Origin of the sequence: Rummeliibacillus sp. SL167, assembly GCF_007896505.1 — a bacterium.
GTDB classification, from domain to species: Bacteria; Bacillota; Bacilli; order Bacillales_A; family Planococcaceae; genus Rummeliibacillus; species Rummeliibacillus suwonensis.
In genome coordinates this window covers 1951112-1969123 of record NZ_VCBM01000001.1, presented here as the reverse complement: position 1 = coordinate 1969123, position 18012 = coordinate 1951112, and the positions used below count along the sequence as shown (strand labels likewise).

15 protein-coding genes are annotated in these 18012 nt (G+C 34.1%); 12 read left to right on the top strand and 3 right to left on the bottom strand.

Annotation, left to right across the window (positions count from 1 at the left end):
- Nucleotides 1–91: 91 nt before the first annotated feature.
- Nucleotides 92–1843, bottom strand: coding sequence for a B12-binding domain-containing radical SAM protein (locus FEZ13_RS08895; RefSeq protein WP_146552337.1), 1752 nt, complete (start codon nucleotides 1841–1843; stop codon nucleotides 92–94).
- A gap of 265 nt (nucleotides 1844–2108) precedes the next feature.
- Between FEZ13_RS08895 and FEZ13_RS08890 the strand changes: the two genes are divergently transcribed.
- Nucleotides 2109–3581 carry an ATP-binding protein gene (locus tag FEZ13_RS08890; RefSeq protein WP_186725823.1) on the top strand — a complete coding sequence of 491 codons (1473 nt, stop codon included), beginning with the start codon at nucleotides 2109–2111 and terminating at the stop codon, nucleotides 3579–3581.
- Nucleotides 3582–3662: 81 nt separating this feature from the next.
- On the top strand, nucleotides 3663–4109 hold the full coding sequence (locus FEZ13_RS08885; protein ID WP_146549542.1) for a MarR family winged helix-turn-helix transcriptional regulator: 447 nt from the start codon (nucleotides 3663–3665) through the stop codon (nucleotides 4107–4109).
- A 354-nt stretch (nucleotides 4110–4463) separates the two neighbouring features.
- Here the strand turns inward: FEZ13_RS08885 and FEZ13_RS08880 are convergent, their stop codons facing one another.
- Nucleotides 4464–4655 carry a YkvS family protein gene (locus FEZ13_RS08880; protein WP_146549541.1) on the bottom strand — a complete coding sequence of 64 codons (192 nt, stop codon included), beginning with the start codon at nucleotides 4653–4655 and terminating at the stop codon, nucleotides 4464–4466.
- Nucleotides 4656–4779: 124 nt separating this feature from the next.
- Here FEZ13_RS08880 and FEZ13_RS08875 point away from each other — a divergent pair, with 124 nt between their 5' ends.
- From FEZ13_RS08875 to FEZ13_RS08860, 4 genes are all read left to right on the top strand, one after another.
- On the top strand, nucleotides 4780–4968 hold the full coding sequence (locus FEZ13_RS08875) for a hypothetical protein (RefSeq protein ID WP_146549540.1): 189 nt from the start codon (nucleotides 4780–4782) through the stop codon (nucleotides 4966–4968).
- Between the two features lie 91 nt (nucleotides 4969–5059).
- Nucleotides 5060–5257, top strand: coding sequence for an aspartyl-phosphate phosphatase Spo0E family protein (locus tag FEZ13_RS08870; RefSeq protein ID WP_146552335.1), 198 nt, complete (start codon nucleotides 5060–5062; stop codon nucleotides 5255–5257).
- 675 nt (nucleotides 5258–5932) lie between these two features.
- Nucleotides 5933–6802, top strand: coding sequence for an NAD(P)-dependent oxidoreductase (locus FEZ13_RS08865; protein WP_186725822.1), 870 nt, complete (start codon nucleotides 5933–5935; stop codon nucleotides 6800–6802).
- An 815-nt stretch (nucleotides 6803–7617) separates the two neighbouring features.
- Nucleotides 7618–8523, top strand: coding sequence for a chemotaxis protein (locus FEZ13_RS08860; protein ID WP_146549538.1), 906 nt, complete (start codon nucleotides 7618–7620; stop codon nucleotides 8521–8523).
- 61 nt (nucleotides 8524–8584) lie between these two features.
- Here the strand turns inward: FEZ13_RS08860 and FEZ13_RS08855 are convergent, their stop codons facing one another.
- A complete protein-coding gene (locus FEZ13_RS08855; RefSeq protein WP_146552334.1) occupies nucleotides 8585–9055 on the bottom strand; it encodes a YkyB family protein in 471 nt (156 codons plus the stop codon).
- A gap of 139 nt (nucleotides 9056–9194) precedes the next feature.
- Between FEZ13_RS08855 and FEZ13_RS08850 the strand changes: the two genes are divergently transcribed.
- The 6 genes from FEZ13_RS08850 (at nucleotide 9195) to FEZ13_RS08825 (ending at nucleotide 17956) form a co-directional block, all read left to right on the top strand.
- Nucleotides 9195–10733: a Ppx/GppA family phosphatase gene (locus FEZ13_RS08850; RefSeq protein ID WP_255473081.1), complete on the top strand. Its 1539-nt coding sequence runs from the start codon at nucleotides 9195–9197 to the stop codon at nucleotides 10731–10733.
- The gene (locus tag FEZ13_RS08845; RefSeq protein ID WP_304621400.1) at nucleotides 10734–12848 is read left to right on the top strand and encodes an RNA degradosome polyphosphate kinase; all 2115 of its coding nucleotides are present in this window, start codon (nucleotides 10734–10736) and stop codon (nucleotides 12846–12848) included.
- Between the two features lie 531 nt (nucleotides 12849–13379).
- Nucleotides 13380–15371: a sensor domain-containing protein gene (locus FEZ13_RS08840; RefSeq protein WP_146552333.1), complete on the top strand. Its 1992-nt coding sequence runs from the start codon at nucleotides 13380–13382 to the stop codon at nucleotides 15369–15371.
- Nucleotides 15372–15761: 390 nt separating this feature from the next.
- Complete coding sequence (locus FEZ13_RS08835; RefSeq protein WP_146552332.1) at nucleotides 15762–15998, top strand: hypothetical protein; 237 nt, start codon at nucleotides 15762–15764, stop codon at nucleotides 15996–15998.
- Between the two features lie 300 nt (nucleotides 15999–16298).
- Complete coding sequence (gene cbpB, locus FEZ13_RS08830; RefSeq protein ID WP_146552331.1) at nucleotides 16299–16742, top strand: cyclic-di-AMP-binding protein CbpB; 444 nt, start codon at nucleotides 16299–16301, stop codon at nucleotides 16740–16742.
- A gap of 317 nt (nucleotides 16743–17059) precedes the next feature.
- The gene (locus tag FEZ13_RS08825) at nucleotides 17060–17956 is read left to right on the top strand and encodes a transcriptional regulator CcpC (protein WP_146549532.1); all 897 of its coding nucleotides are present in this window, start codon (nucleotides 17060–17062) and stop codon (nucleotides 17954–17956) included.
- Nucleotides 17957–18012 lie beyond the last annotated feature (56 nt).

Sequence of the window (18012 nt, the reverse complement as noted above, 5' to 3'; positions counted from 1 at the left end):
ACTAGCGCGACAGACTTTATGAGGTGAAGACATTCAATGAATGGTGTACCAAAAGGGCTTGTCCACTGCCTTTAGGATACTCCATAAATGATTAAGCCAATATCGCTTCAGTAGCAATTGTAGCAAAGTAAGGTGAACCGTTTTTACGGAAGAAAGTAAGTAAATACCCCTTTTGTCTTTTTATTTCTCCATTTTGATAAGCACTAAAATCAATATCGAATGGGGTTAGCAATGCATGTTTATATAGATCTTTTTCAGAAAGATGCATATCGGCGAAGGGCTTTCCGGCAATTTCAGGGTTTTCCTGTAATGTTTTGAAAATTACTTTTAATGCATTTTTAGGGGCTCGATTTTGCCACCAAATTTTGCGAGGCTGGAATTGCTGTGCCTTTAAATAATCAAGCTGCATTAAACTCATGACAATATCAATTGGCACACTGCCACGTTGTTCCAAGAAGCTTAATAAACGAGTGAACAGATCTTCAAGTTGATGACCAATGCGAGACCAACCTTGCTCATCCCAGTATGTTCCAAACTCTTGGAAAAAGTCGAAAGGCGTTTCAAATACTTCGGTTACTAAAAACTCGATCGTGCCATCCATGCGATGATCGTTCCAATATTTCTCCAATATATCTTCTGTTTGTTTGATATGTAGGATATCATCAAAAGATAATACATGATTAGCAAAAATCTCATATGGTGCTATATCGACATATTGATATCCAAATTGTTTTGCTTGTAAACGAAGCCCTGTACCTCGTAATAACTTTAGAAAGCCTAATTGAAGTTCTTCGGGTCTCATCGCAAATACATCATTAAAAGTTTTGCGGAATCTTGTATAATCTTCTTCTGGCAATCCCGCTATCAGATCAAGATGTTGGTCGATTTTACCTCCTTCTTTCACCATATGGACAGTTCGAGATAATTTTGCAAAATTTTGTCTCCGTTTCACTAGATCATTTGTGGCGTCGTTTGTCGATTGGACACCGATTTCAAAGCGGAATAATCCTTTTGGTGCGTTGTCATTTAAAAATTGAATGACTTCAGGTCTCATAATATCCGCGGTAATCTCAAATTGAAAGACAACTCCTGGCTTATGTTCATCTATTAGGAATTGGAACATTTCCATTGCATAGCTTCTACTGATATTAAATGTTCGGTCGACAAATTTTACTGTTCGAACTCCATGATTCATCAAATAGCGGATATCTTCTTTAATTTTCTCTCGGTTAAAATAACGTACTCCCACTTCAATTGAAGATAGACAAAATTGGCAGTTAAATGGGCAGCCTCGACTTGTTTCGATATAAGCAATACGATTTGGAATATGCGGTATATCTTCTTCAAAACGGAAAGGACTTGGCATGTCACGAAGATCGATTTTAGGAGCAGCAGGGTGAATGATGACTTTATTATTTTTTAGATAAGCAATGCCCGGCACTTCTTCTAGTGGAAGACGGCCATGAAAATAATGAAGTAATTGTTTAAATGACAATTCTCCCTCCCCCATAACAATGCAATCCACCTCTTTTATACGATGAAGCCAATCGTGTACATCATAAGAAACTTCTGGCCCTCCTAGTACAATTTTTGTATGTGGACTTACTTTTTTAAGCATACGAATCACTCGAATTGTCTCTTCAATATTCCAAATATAGCAGCTGAATCCGACGATATCCGGTTTCTTTTGATAAAGGTCAGATACAATATGAAAGGAAGGATCCTTAATCGTATATTCAGCTAAAATAATATTGTATTCAGGCTTTGCATAGGCCTTTAAATAGCGGATAGCAAGATTTGTATGGATATATTTGGCGTTTAATGTTGTAAGAATGATATTCATCGAAAAAGCTCCTTTTTAAAATTTTTCATGGAAATTTATTGAATAATTTACATGGAACTATTAGAATAGTATTTAACTTATAGTTACATTACACATTAAGCAAAAATACCTATTCTAAATAAAAGCAAATTGTGGAATAATCTGAATATTAGAACAAATAATAGCAGAGATAATGTTATTATAATGAAGTAAAAAAGAATTGTCATAGTTTTTGGACAAGATTCATATAATGTTGATAAAACAAGAAGGGCTTGGTGAGTATCTCATGACTAGGAAATTTTTTCAAGCTTTTGATTTTTCGTTTGAAGATTGTGAAGAACCAATAGTAATCGTGGATCATAGGTACCATGTTTTGCATGCAAATGAATTAGCTCAAAATCTATTACAAATAGAGGAAGATATCAATATTAGTAGTTGGTTTAATAAAGAATCTTATAAAACTTGGAAAAGAATAATTGAAAAGTCTAAAAGTCATTCGTATATAGCTGAGAAAATGACGATCGATACGATAAACTATAGAATTGAGGATATGAAAGTAACTAGTCACTATTCAGATGTATATGATTGGATTTTACTATGTTTTCATTATTCAGAAGCACCCATTAAAATTGAAAAACACTATGACATTGAAACAAAATATCAACGTGTATTTGATCAAACTGAAAATGGACTCGTATTAACAGATGTAGAAGGTAAAGTTATCGAAATTAACGAAGTGGCCGAAAAACTTCTTAATATTACAAGTAAAGGATTGATAGGTCAATATTCAAGCATATTATTAACACTATTCCCGAAAGATAGAAATAAAATTCATCGATTCTTTCATAAGTTGTTGAATGGTGGGAATGCGGAAGTAACGGTCCAGGTTCCTACCAAAAATGGTATTCGCTATGTACAATTAATGAGTAATTATGACAGTTTAGCTGATATCCATTTAACCATTGTACGAGATGAAACAGAAAAAATAATGATGATTAAACAAATCGAGCATCAGCAAACCCTTCAAATGATAGGTGAAATGGCAGCAAGTATAGCGCATGAGATTAAGAATCCTATGACTTCTCTGAAAGGATTTACAGATTTGATGAAAATGACAGCAACCGATGAGAATAAACGCTATTTATCTGTTATCGATAGTGAAATTCAGAGAATCGAAAATATTGTCAGTGAATTCTTAAATCTATCAAAACCTGGAGAGTATGAAATGCACGTTTTTTCTATTGGTGAACTGATTGAACAAACATTAGAGTTAATGAGACCTCAAGCATTGATGCAGGATGTTCATATTTTGTATGAAGAAAATATATTTGGTAATGATTCTATTTTAGGAAACAAAAATAAAATGAAACAAGTGTTCATTAATTTGTTAAAGAACGCGATTGAAGTGATGTCTACCGGAGGTAATATTACGATTCATCGATATATAGATTATCAAAACCAAGTAACAATATCTATTAAAGATGAAGGGACAGGGATGTCTGAGCAACAATTACAAAATATCTTTTTACCATTTTATACAACAAAGCCAAAGGGAACTGGATTAGGTCTGCCTTTTGTGATAAAAACAGTAGAGGAACATAACGGCGAAATATTTGCGACAAGTAAAGAAGGGGAAGGAACTACGTTTGAACTTGTATTTCCTCTTGTTATGAAAAATAAAAAGAGCCAAGTTGCAGAGGATCATAAAATTGATATTCCTGAATTACAGGTTCAACGTAATCTTTATTATCCAGTATAGGAAAAAGCATTTTTGACAAAGCTTCTGAAGTATCGCTATAATGATTTTAAATTAAGATAATCAATATAGAGGATGAATATTATGGCATCAGAAGAAGTGAAACAATCGTTAAAATTATTTATTGTACTTTCAAGGGCAAATAAAGCGATTAATGAATGCACAAATCAATTTTTCCAAGATAATGGCTTAAATCCGACTGAATTTGCAGTGCTGGAATTACTTTACCATAAAGGTCGTCAACCGCTTCAAAAAATTGGCAGCAAAATATTGTTGGCAAGCGGCTCTATTACGTATGTGATTGATAAATTAGAGAAACGTGGTTATTTAGTTCGGGTTTCTTGTCCATCGGATCGTCGTATTACATATGCGGAGATAACAGATGAGGGTGCAAAATTTATGGACGAGCTTTTTCCAAAACATGAACAGCAACTGCACGAGTTAACAAATGCCTTATCTTCTGAAGAAAAAGATCAAGCGATAAAATTACTAAAAAAATTAGGATTATCGATTAAGGATTTATCGTATTAGTGTATGCGTGAAAAACGAGTGATGAATTGAAAAGACATCACTCGCTTTTTTCTATAGGAATACTTGACTGGTGAGAATAGTCAGCATGTCCACTAGGAAAAATTGGGGCAAATATGTGAATATAAACGTGAAAATCCCAAATAAAAAAATTTTAGTTTAAAAACCATTTAAGTGGTAATAATAGGAATAACAGTGATATTATATACAAGGTCAGCTATGAGAAGATATTACGTATTTCATAAGAAAAGCTACCCTCATGATGTTGAATGGGTAGCAGACTTAAATTTTAGCAATATTTCGAATTAAACAGCACCCGTAAATGCACGGTGATATGTATAATAGGAAATTTATTTGCTATTTTTCGGCGGTATTTGCTAAAATTCGATAGCGCTTATGATTTACTACAGTTTTTTCTTCCATATCTAATTGGTTGAAGTTTTCCATGTAGGTGAGATTAACGATAACGGAGTTCTCATTCACTTTTTCAACAATACCTTGAAGACCATCACCGAATTCAATAATATTTCCAACTTCAGCTATTTTCATATAGTTCAGCCCCTTCGTCCACTAATACTTTACAGTTTGCCTTAAAATTGTTCGTTCGTAAAGTATTATATGTGGAGAATTTTATTTTTATTTTTGACAATATAGGAAAAGGAAGTTATTCAATATGAATGAGTACGAAAAAAAACTTGAAGATCTAAAGAATGGTACGATCAAAGAATTAGAAGTTGATAAGCATGATTTTTATGCTTTAAGAGAAGCTTTAGTTGAAAGAGAAGATTTTAAGCATTTTCGAGGGATTGCACATCAAGGAGGCAATATCGTGTACGTCTACTTAGAAAAGGCTAGAAGTTGATATGTCGAATAATGTCGGAACTTTCATCTCCAAAAATGTGGGAATAATAGTATAATAATGTACATGAATTTTGCTGAAAGGAGGATGGTGTATGACTGAATCCATCTTAAAAAAGTTGGAGAAGACAAGAGAGAAAATGATTCGCTCTGGTATTGAGAACGGTTTTTCAAATGTTGAAACCATCCGCTTAAGTAAAAAGCTCGATCAATTATTAAATGCTTACCAAATGCAAAATAACCATGATACAAAGAAGGAGTATGCTAGAAATATCGAGTTAATCAAACAATGAAAATGAGCCGTTCTAAAATAATTTAAAATGGATAGTCTAATTAAAAAAAATTTAAGTATAAATATTTAAAAGGGTGAAATAGTAATAAAGAGTATAGCAACATTCTCATTTTCCCCTTTCTTTAGCAGATACATTTGTATCTGCTTTTTTTGAGGATAAAAATAAAAAAGGCAACATTAAAATCTGTTCTTGATATAAAAGCTAGGTATGTTTATCTTGATTCAGCAAATGTTTTATGCGACAAGAACGTAGTGGCAGGTACAGAAGGCTCTCAAATTTATTATAAACGGATCAATTTTTTAAAGTTATACATATGTTTATCCCAATCAGTGCATCGATCGTTAAAAGCTTATAAAACTGGGCTGCGGTCGTTGGGAAGAGAATCGGCACTATAAATATTTTTAGGCTCTACATTTAACATAAAACCTAAAAATTCTGGTACAATGTGGATAACATTTTATCTTGATTCAGCAAAGGTTTTATGTATCGAAAGAGTAGCGACGGGTATGGAAGATTCCCACCTCTATGGGTGGTGAGGTGAATGCTTGTTTTTCGTAATTCAGCGAGTGTATAAAACGCCAGCTGAATCAAGATAAAGCCTCCAGAGGATGTCACGAATTTTTGAAAAATCCGGATGCTGGATAGCTGGAGGTGTAATTGATAGGAGGTTTTTCGATGATAAGCAATGGGACAATAGGATTTATTGGTACAGGAGTAATGGGAGCAAGCATTGTTAAGCATTTATTGAAGGCAGGATATAGTGTACATATCTATTCTCGTACAAAGGCGAAAGCAGAGCCATTGATCGAATTGGGCGCCGAATGGCACAGTACTGCTGGGGAAGTGGCTAAGAACTCAGATATCATCTTTACAATGGTTGGCTATCCAAAAGATGTAGAGGATGTATATTTTGGCAATGAGGGCATATTTGCGATGGCTAAGCCTCGATCAATTGTTATCGATATGACAACTTCACAGCCAACATTGGCGAAGAAAATTGCAGACCATGCTAAATCTTTACAATTGGACGCTTTAGATGCTCCTGTATCTGGAGGTGATATAGGTGCTCAAAACGGTACATTATCCATAATGGTTGGAGGAGAAAAAAATGTATTTGAAAAAGTCTTACCTCTTCTCCAAACGTTTGGACAGAACATCGTCTATCAAGGACAAGCAGGAGCAGGACAGCACACAAAAATGTGTAACCAAATTGCTATTGCAACGAATATGATCGGTGTTTGTGAAGCAATTGCTTATGGTAAGAAGGCCGGATTAGATATTGACAAGGTTTTAGCATCTATATCAGCAGGGGCAGCCGGATCTTGGTCATTAAGTAATCTAGCACCTCGTATGGTAAAGGGAGATTTAGAGCCTGGCTTTTATATTAAACATTTTATCAAAGATATGCGGATCGCTTTGCAAGAAGCAGAGCTTATGCAACTTGAATTGCCGGGGCTCGCACTAGCAAAACAAATGTATGATGAGTTATCCGCTAAAGGGTATGATAATAACGGAACACAAGCGTTGATTAATTATTACGAATAATTGAAGAGGAGTTTTTTGAATATGGTTGATAGATGATAGATAGACTTCACCTCATTTGCTATAAGTAGAGTGAAATCATCCATGTTTACGATATATCTATGAAACTATTACGAAAGAACTATTTGGGATTGTAAGCAGAATATCGTATTTTTCAGTAATCATTAGTATGTTTTTTCATCACGCGTGTTTATTTTACAAAAATTAGGAATACATATTCGGTGTAATCTTTGAAAAACTCTGTATTTTTAAGACTATTTATATAGATCTTCGCTGCGGCTTGCTCGAGTCCTCGAAAATGCACGCATTTCCTTCGTGCGGTGTGGATTCAGGAAGTCAATTCAACGTCCCGCGGGAAAAGCGAATAGATGAGACCCCGCAGCGTAGCGATTAAGGAACGGAGTCTAAGGGCGCCACGTCCTGTGGCAACGACTCCGTGACCAACATCCTGTTGCCCCCAGCATTCGCCCGCAGGAAAGCGAGCAAGCCGGAGAGGAAATCAACGAATCCCCCTATTTTTATGGATTAAATTGGATAATCAACACGCCTGTTTTTTCATCATTTATTAACAGACAGTAAAGCCGTTCACTTCAAGACATATGCAGTAAGCAGAAGGTAATAGAGGAATCCGCTGCCTGGTAAAAATCCGATCAGTTTAACTTATACACAGTGAGGGATGAAATGAAGAAAAAACTTACTATGCGAAATTTCACTTTAAGCAATAGTTCGTACGAATGTCACGAATTGTTATGTGACTAATCTTACAATTATGATACAATTGAAGTGATAAAGTAGTAATATTTTGGGAGGTTGACTGAATGAATGAAAATAAAGGGATATTACTAGAAAGCGGCACAAATGAGCTTGAAATTGTCGAATTTGAAGTCGGCTCAAATAAATTTGGTATCAATGTTATTAAAGTGAAAGAAATCATTCAACCAATACCAGTGACTTTTCTTCCACATGCACATCCACATGTTGAAGGGATTATCCAATTACGTGGTGAAGTATTACCAGTAGTAGATATGAAAAAAGTTTTGGGATTAGTGAATTCATCCTACAGTGAACAACAAAAATACATTGTTGCAGAATTTAATAAACAGCGGGTTGTTTTTCATGTGGATAATGTCACACAAATTCATCGATTCTCATGGGATCAAATTGAAAAACCATCAGACATGTATCAAGGCGGTAATTCACAAGTAATTGGTGTTATCAAGCGAGAAGATAGCATGTTGTTATTATTAGATTTCGAAAAAATCATGGTTGATATTAATCCTGATTCAGGTATTAATGTAGCATCTGTGAAGAAATTAGGTAAACGAGAACGGTCAGAAAAGAGAATTGTCATTGCGGAGGATTCACCGTTATTACGAAAACTATTGCATGATACGATGCTCGAAGCGGGATATGAGAATGTTGAGTTTTTTGAAAATGGGAAAGATGCATTAGACTATCTATTAAGCATTGCCGAAAAAACAGATGATATTAGTCAATATGTTCAATTGATGGTAACAGATATTGAAATGCCCCAAATGGATGGCCATCATCTAACCAAACAGGTGAAATCAAATCCGGTCTTGAAAAAATTACCGGTCATCATCTTTTCAAGCTTAATTACGGATGATCTACGACATAAAGGTGAAGAGGTAGGCGCTGAAGATCAAATCAGTAAGCCAGAAATTGCGGAACTAATTTTAAAAGTAGATGAATATATTCTGTAAAAGATGAAAAAACCGGATATCTGTTTCCTCTAGATTCCGGTTTTTATGTTATAAACTAGCATCAATGGCCATAAAAATAACTCATTTTTTTATAATAATCGTGTTTCTTTTTTTCATCATAAATTGCCTTTGGTGATAATCTGTTTGTTTTAGGCGATTGTTGAGAATATTTTAAATCTAAGAAATCTTTCAGTATACTCTTGGCAATATTAAGACTCATTTTTCTACGAGGATTGCGATATGTTTCATCAAGATGTCCTAAGTGGGGTAATCGTTTAAAGTCTTCCTTTTTCGGTAATGTGTGAAAATAATAATCGGCACATTTAATGACCACAGTGGATTGTTGTTGACTATAACGTGGGTTGTTGACAAAATGTAGACCTAGCTTTTTAGCACGACCTAAATGAATCAATTTCTCGAGAGCTAGGCGTTTTAAGGTGTAAAGTGGTTGATTATCGGGGGCTGTTTTTGCATGTTTGTTAATCGTATAAATAGCTGTAGCTATTTCTTCGTTTTTATACTGATTGTTCATGAAAAAACCTACCTTTCATAGAAAGTCAATAATATTGAATGCGAGGGGAATTTCTGATCATTCAATTTATAATATACAATGATAACAATATTATTATTCATTGTATATAGTCAGTGCTGAAGTAAAAGGATGTGATGAAGTGAAAATTGATCAGATAGCTGTTATTGATATAGGTTCGAACACGATTCGATTAGTGTTGTACAAGTATGATGTAAAACGAGGAATGAAAGAAATTGAAAATATTAAAGTAGTTGCTCGTTTGAGAAATTTTATATTACCAGATGGTCGATTATCAGATCAAGGTATCGCAGAGTTACAAACCATTTTAGAAACCTTTAAAGAAATGTTACATGACTATGGTATAGAAGATGTGTTAGCAACTGCAACCGCTGCTATTCGTCAAGCAACAAATGGTGTGGAAATTTTGGAGAAAATGAAAAAAGAAATCGGCATTGATATCAGGTTATTGTCCGAAAAACAAGAAGCATTTTATGGATATTTTGCGGTTGTGCATACATTATCAACACCTTCAGCAGTTACGATCGATATGGGCGGAGGAAGTACGGAGGTTACATATTTTAAAGACAAAGAACTTGTGTATTCACACAGTTTTCCTTTTGGCTCAGTTTCGTTAAAACAACAATTTATGAAGGGTGATACGTTAACGAGCAAAGAACGCCAAAGAATCTACCAGTTTGCGAAAGAACAATTTTTATCCTTAAGCTGGCTGGTAGGACTAGGGTTGCCTGTGATTGGTATCGGCGGTAGTGCACGTAATATGGCTAAAATGGATCAGCGTAAAAAAGACTATCCGATTTCAGGTATTCATCAATATAAAATGACAAAAGAGGATTTTGATGCGATTCGCTTAGAAATTGCGGAGTTAAGTTTTGAGGAGTTAAAACAACTCGATGGTTTATCCAGTGATAGGGCAGATATTATTGCGCCTGTATTAGAAGTTTTTCAAGCATTGATGGACGTTACCCAAAGTCCGATCTTTCAATTCAGTCGAAAAGGGCTAAGGGAAGGTCTAGTGATTGAAAAAATATTAAAAAAAGACCCCAATGCTTTTGATAAATACCATGTTTTTGAATCAAATGTAGACTTTTTAGCGCAAGAGTTTGGAAAATCAAAAGAACATAATGAGTATTTTACATCGCTCTGTGAAAAGGTATATCGAGAATTTTGCCAACATGATGCGTTACACTATTCTGATGAAGATCTTGCGACGTTAATACAAGCTGCAAAGTTATTTTATTTAGGAGAATACATTGATACAGATTCAGCAAGTCAGCATACATTTTATTTATTATCTAATCGTTCGATAGATGGTTTAAATCATAAAGATCGAGTACGTTTGGCCCTATTAGCATCCTACAAAAACAAGGATGAATTCAAAAGATATGTGACACCGTTTATGACATGGTTTACCGAAGCAGAGTTGAAGCAGATTCAAGGAATGGGGGCACTACTTAAATTTGCGTATGCTTTAGATGCGTCCAAACGAAAGATTGTACAAGATATTGCAATTGAACGAAAAGATCAAGGAATAGATATATTTATCCATACAAGAGGCAGTGCTTTAGCAGAAATATACAGAGTAAATCGGCAGAAAAAACATATCGATAGATTATTTCTGGAAAACGTCAATTTACATTTCATTGAAAGGGAAGGATAAATGATGGAAGCTACAAAAATAGATTTTGAGGAAATTGCCAAACCACAATATTACAATAATCGTGAGCTAAGCTGGCTAGCATTCAATGAACGGGTGTTGCAAGAGGCAGAAGATACGAATAATCCATTATTAGAAAGATTAAAGTTTTTAGCCATTTTCAGTTCCAATTTAGATGAGTTTTTTATGGTGAGAGTTGCAGGTCTTCAAGATCAAGTGAGAGCAGGTTTTCATAAACCAGAAAATAAGTCAGGACTTACACCGAAGGAACAGTTATCACGTATTTCTGAGCGGACAGCAGCACTTGTCGCACGACAAAACGAAGTGTATAAAGACTTGGTTTTAAAACAACTACCGAAAGAAAAAGTTTATTTAGAGCAATCAAGTAGTCTTAGCAAAGAACAAAAAGAGTTCTTAAATAAATATTTTGAAGAAATCATTTTCCCAGTACTAACGCCTGTAGCAGTTGATGCATATCGTCCTTTCCCAACATTGCTTAGTAAAACGATGAATCTTATTGTACTGCTTGAGCATGAGGATGCAGAACCTGAATTCCGAGAAAAAATAGCAGTTGTTCAAGTGCCTTCCGTGTTAGAGCGTTTTATCCAAATTCCTTCTGCTCAAGATGAAATTCGGGGCGTTTTATTGGAAGATGTGATTACTGCAAACATCGATCAATTGTTTTTTGGCTATAAAGTAAAATCAGTCCAATCTTTCCGTCTGACGAGAAATGCAGATTTAACAATTCATGAAGAGGGTGCAAGAGATCTTCTTGTTGAAATCGAAAAAGAATTGAAAAAGAGAAAATGGGGCGCTGTCAGCCGTATTGAGGTTCGAGCAGGCGAGATGGATGAAGATGTTTTACAATACTTACTGAAAGTTTTAGAAGACTGGGAAGCAGATGTATACAACATAGATTGCCCGTTAGATTTAACTTTCTTATTCTCTTTCTGCAAAGTGATTGGTGAGGGAAGAGAATATCTAGAATATGAAAGTTTTATACCGCAAGCGCCTTTAGATTTACAATCAGATGAAGATTTATTTGAAAAAGCATTAACGCAAGATCTATTTTTCCATCATCCATATGAATCATTTGCGCCAATTGTTGATTTTGTTACAGAGGCTTCTGTTGATCCAAGCGTTCTTGCGATCAAACAAACATTATACCGGGTAAGCGGTAATTCCCCTGTCATTCAAGCGTTGAAACAGGCAGCAGAAAACGGCAAGCAAGTTACGGTTTTAGTAGAATTAAAAGCACGATTTGATGAAGAGAACAATGTACATTGGGCAAAGGAACTAGAACAAGCAGGCTGTTTGGTGATTTATGGCATGCATAATCTAAAAACGCATTCTAAAATTACGTTAGTCGTTCGTAAACGCAGAGGACGGATTGAGCGTTTCGTCCATTTAGGAACGGGAAATTATAATGATGCCACTGCGAAAATCTATACAGATATGGGAATCATTACGACAAATAAAAAAATCGGGATCGATGCAACGAATTTCTTTAACTATTTAAGTGGATATACTGAAAAGCCAAACTTCCATCATCTTGTTGTTTCACCATTTGATATTCGAAATGAATTTATCAGATTGATCGATGAAGAAATTGCATGCCACAAGAAATATGGCAAAGGACATATTCGTGCAAAAATGAATTCTTTAACAGATAAAGAGTTGATCATGAAATTGTACGAAGCTTCTATTGTGGGAGTTAAAGTTGACTTAGTCATTCGTGGAATTTGTTGTTTAAAACCAGGTGTACCAGGTATTAGTGAGAATATTACGGTTACAAGCATTGTTGGAAGATTTTTGGAACATTCACGCATTTACTGGTTCAGTCATAATGGAGAAAATCGATTATATCTATCCTCTGCAGATATGATGACGCGAAATATGGTTAAGCGGGTTGAAATTCTATTCCCGATTTTTGATACAGGAATCAAAAAAAGAATCATAAAAATCTTAAAAACTGAATTAAACGACAATGTAAAGGCACGTGTTCAGGGACCAGATGGTGTTTATCGCTATAAAGAAAAGAAGGATTCTGAACGGTTGATTAATAGCCAAGAAATCTTCTTAAAAGAAGCTTTCCATGGACTGATCGATGAGGAGTAAAAGAAACAGCATTTGCCCAGATAGCCAAATCCTTTAGAAAATTGGCAAAGTATCGACTGAAGGCAAGGCGAATTGAACTATTCCGTAAAATGGGCGAGAGTTGTTCAAAAAACTGTAAAAAGAAAAGCGCAGAGCATCAGCATTGTACAAAATGTTAATGTTCTGTGCTTCTTTTTTAGAATCTACGTAGCATGTCATAGAGCATTCTTAAAAGTAGGACGTAAGAGTAGTGGGGCTGTAAAAAATTATATTAGTTCAAAGTATCTGCAACGGAGAATGAAGAAAGTCCTGTATATGAGAAACTTCACTTTACCTTTTATACTGTTTCTGACATGACGTGAACCTTTTAAAGATTAAAAATATTTAGTGTGAAGCTAAATTCCTATTTTTGAACAATCTAATTGAGGTATTTCAATTATATTAGTAACATTTGCATGAAATAATTTAATGATTTCACTATTTTTTATATAAATTTTACTTGAAATCTATTATGATAGGAATATAGTTTATGTTTTCATTGGGAGGCATTACATGAAAAAAACAACTTTAGACCTGATAGCTTTACGAAAATTAGCTAATTATAATAGTCGAATAGATTCTAATGTTTTAACTTTGCTGATTCATAGATTGAAAGATAAATTTTATATTACTTTTGCCAGTGATCGTTGTCAAAAGCAATTTGGAAATCTCCTAGAAGATAGGCAATTAGCAGAGAACTACTTGCCAAATGAAGTTTGGTCAACACTAAAAACATTACTATTAAGTATGAATAGTAATATCATGACTAAGGATATAGATAATGATCATAAAGTAACCGTACTAGTTGAGCAAGAGGAACAAAATTTTTATTATTATTGCACCATACATAAGGAAGAACAAGGTCCGTTATTCAATGCCTTGTTTGAACATAATTTAGATCCAATTGTAATGATTACACCAGATAGTACTATTTTAAATACAAATAATGCAGCAAGAGCAAAATTTGGTTACAAAAATGCCAATGTGACTGGAAATTCCTTATATGATTTTATCCCATCTTTTTCGAAGAATGCGATTCAAAAATTAATTGAAGACACTGTTGCTTTACATAAGCCTATTGAATCAACTAATTGTGGTATTAAGACAATTGCAGGAAGAACTTTAATGATTGTTATTAGAAGTATACCGATTATAGAACATCAAACGATTAGCAAAATATTATTGTTATTGCGTGATGTCACATCTTATAGCGAAGAAACCTCATATGTATCCTATCATGATCAATTAACGGGAGCTTGGAATAATAAAGCGCTTTCTGAACATTTTCTGAATGATATCAAAATTGCCAAGCAAAAAAACAAAAAAATAGCCGTAATGGCGATAGATTTAGATCGTTTTAAAAAAATTAATGAAACGTATGGATCTTCTATAGGAGATCACATTTTATGTGAAGTAGTCAATCGCATCTCTAAAATAACAAACGATTGTGGACATTTGTATAGACAAAATGGTGATAATTTTATATTTGTTTTACAAAATGCCACAAATGAACGTATACAGTTTTTTGCTACACAAATAATGGATATTATTAAAGAACCATTTATTGTAGAAGAGTTAGAAATACCTATTTCAACATCCATTGGTATTTCAACCTTTCCAAATGATGGCGGAAATATTGATGAACTTCTTAGAAAATCAAGTCAGGCCCAACTCTATGTGAAAGAACGAGGAAGGTCAGGATACCATTTCTATCAAAATAATATGGAAGATCAATTTCAAAATACAGCACTTATGGAAGCGCATTTGCGTAGAGCGATAGAAAAAAAAGAACTAATATTATATTATCAGCCACAAATTGATTTGGAAACAGGAAAAATTACAAGCTGCGAAGCATTACTTCGATGGCAAAATCCTAAATTTGGATTTGTGTCACCGGGACAATTTATTCCGATAGCGGAGGATTCAGGTCTGATTATTGAAATTGGGAACTGGGTAATAGAGCAAGCATGCAAACAGTTAAGAGAATGGAAAAAACTAGGCATTTCGAATATAAGAATTGCTGTGAATATTTCGCCTAAACAATTTAAAGAAGATACGTTAGCATCTAAAATTTTTCAGTATTTAAAAGAGTATGACATAGATCCTAAAATGCTGGAAATCGAAATTACAGAAAGCTCAATGACTGATGAAGAAGATACAATGACCATATTGCAACAGCTTAAAAGCATGGGGCTTATTATTTCAATCGATGATTTTGGTACAGGCTATTCTTCGTTGAGCTATATCAAAAGATACCCGATTGATATCATTAAAATTGATCAATCATTCATCCGAGATATGGATAATGATGAAAAAGATCGAGCGATTGCCAAGACGATTGTTCACCTAGCTCACAGTCTTGGGCTAGATGTTATCGCAGAAGGTGTAGAGAAAGAAGAACATGTTAGATTTTTGAAGGAGTATCAGTGCAAAAAAGCTCAAGGGTTCTTATTTAGCAAACCAGTATCGGTAGAACAACTTATGAAAGTAGTATCATTAACATAAAAATTTTTTAAATCTTTTTATATAAAAGAATGTTTATAGATTTTTTACTGAGATATGGGGAAACTTCTAAAAATTTTTTCTACAAAATAATACTGCAACTAATTAGTAAGAATCGGTTCAATTTTACTTTTTAAAGTATGATTGAGCCGATTTTTGTTTAGCGAGTAAGCCTTTCTATTTTATGAATTGGTATGGAAGATTGCTTGAGTTTTCAAAAATACATATGTCTTTCCTTCGTTAGTTGATCTGAAGAAGCTGTCTCACAGGAAAGTGAGCAATCCGTAGTCGGAAATTAGATCATAAACCAACTCTATCTAGTGTCATGTAAGAACCATGCATAAAGTCAAACAAATAAAGCCATACTAAGGAAAAAAGAAAGAGGTTTTTCTAATGGGTATATGGACTTGGCCTTTAATCTTTGTTGTTATACTGATTAGTGCTGTTTCATTTATTTGGACTCTACGTATTGCGAAAAAACAAGAAGCGCAAAATGACTCTTATGATGAATCTTACTCAAAAACAGTTGAGAATAATCCAACGATGTTGAATCCGATTATATGGTGTTACATTATTTCAGGCGTTTTTATGGGGATCGTCATCATTTACTATATCGTATTATACAAATAAAATTTAATGGCTCTTCATAAAAAGCAAGAGTCGATTTTTATCATGTAGTGGACTGAGGCAGAGCCAGTTGACTTTAGGAGATGAATGACTTATCAAATGTTCCTTGGAAAGTACGTTGGCAGAGCACAGGTCAACCTCAAGTTACGATGATAAGCCAATTCAATAGACATGTAACTTTTGATGGAATATGAAAAGATTGTAAACGCTTTAAGTGCTCCAATGGAAATCTTTGAATAATATATGGTAAGATGAAATTGAAGTTTTTTGTTCAATTTTGAGCAAGTGAAGGAGTAGAATATTATGATTTCTATGACTAGCAAAGATTTCCTTGAGTTACCCATAGCTGATTTGATTATATCTTCTGAAAAAGTTGCACATGTACAATTGGGAAATAATGCAGAACATGCTTTACTTGTACTTACGAAAACCGGCTATTCTTCTATACCAGTGTTGGATACACAATATTGTCTTCACGGTTTACTTAGTATGCGTATGATTACAGAATCTATATTAGGATTAGATCATATTGAATTTGAAAAATTAAACGATATAAAAGTAGATGATATTATGGACAAGAAAGTAGCAACACTTAATATTCATGACAAATTTCAAAAAGCGTTAGACTTAGTTATTAACCATGCTTTCTTATGTGTTTTAGATAATGAAGAAAAATTTGTAGGGATTATGACGAGACGTGTTATTTTAAAACAATTAAAAAAATATATCTATCAAATTAGTTATTAATATTGGAGATTGAGAGGGTTTGGTGAAAAAGCCTCTATAGTTCCAAAAATGATTCCATTATTTGGTGAAAATCTGCTCACTCTTATGTATAGAATTGAGCAGATTTTTTGATTTGGTAAATGTTTAAAAAAATAGAAACGACGCTTCTTTGAAAGTACACTCCTATTTTTTCTAAAATGTTTATTCAAGGATATAAAATATGATTTAAGGATATTTGGCTATAGTATTTTACTTAATGAGAACGTTAGAATTGATAATTCCTCTATTCTGTATAAAGATAAGTATATGACTGAATTTTATAAGGGGAGGTCCTTTGGATGACAACAACAGAGGCTCAAATCATCAAAGTGCTTTCTGAAGAAGGAAATATGCGCAAGGCGGCGGAACGATTATTTTTGTCTCAGCCTGCATTATCCCAGCGTTTACAATCAATTGAAAAGGATTGGAGTGCTCAGCTTTTTATACGTTCACAAAAGGGATTGGCACCTACCCCTGCGGGTGAACTTGTCATTCAATTTGCTAAAGAAATGATCGTCAAAAAAGAAGAAATATATGAGACTATTCAATCCTTAAATTCCAAGGTGCATGGTACATTGAAAATTGCTTGTGCATCTATTGTTGGACACACTTGGTTGCCAAAAGTGTTAAAAGATTTTGTGACACAATATCCAGACGCTAAAATATCACTGATTACAGGGTGGAGTTCAGAAATTGTTAAATCACTTTATGAGGGTGAAGCACATGTTGGGATTGTACGTGGTCACACGGATTGGAAAGGATCAAAACAACATCTTTTTAGGGATACATTATATTTAGTAGATACAGAAATCACTTGTTTAGATGATGTTTATAAAACAGATAGACCTTTTATCCAATTCAAAAGTGATTCAAATTATTATCAAGAGATTCAACAATGGTGGCAACGCCATTTTCCATCTAATCCTCGCCATCAAATTACGGTTGATCAAATTGAAACTTGTAAACAAATGGCATTGAATGGAATTGGTTATGCTATTTTGCCATCGATTACGTTAAGTGGTCAAGAAGAAGTGAATAAAATTCAACTGACGAATAACGAAGAAAAATTTGAACTGACTCGTGATACATGGTTGATCGGCTATGAGTCATCATTTGAGCTTAGACAAGTGGCTGCTTTTGTGAAACTAGTGAAAAAACATGCAGAGTGTTTGTATGATTATTCAAAAAACAAATGAAATATTCCTGTTTTTCGTGTACAATAAGGGCATATTTTCAAGATTATAGGGGGAAT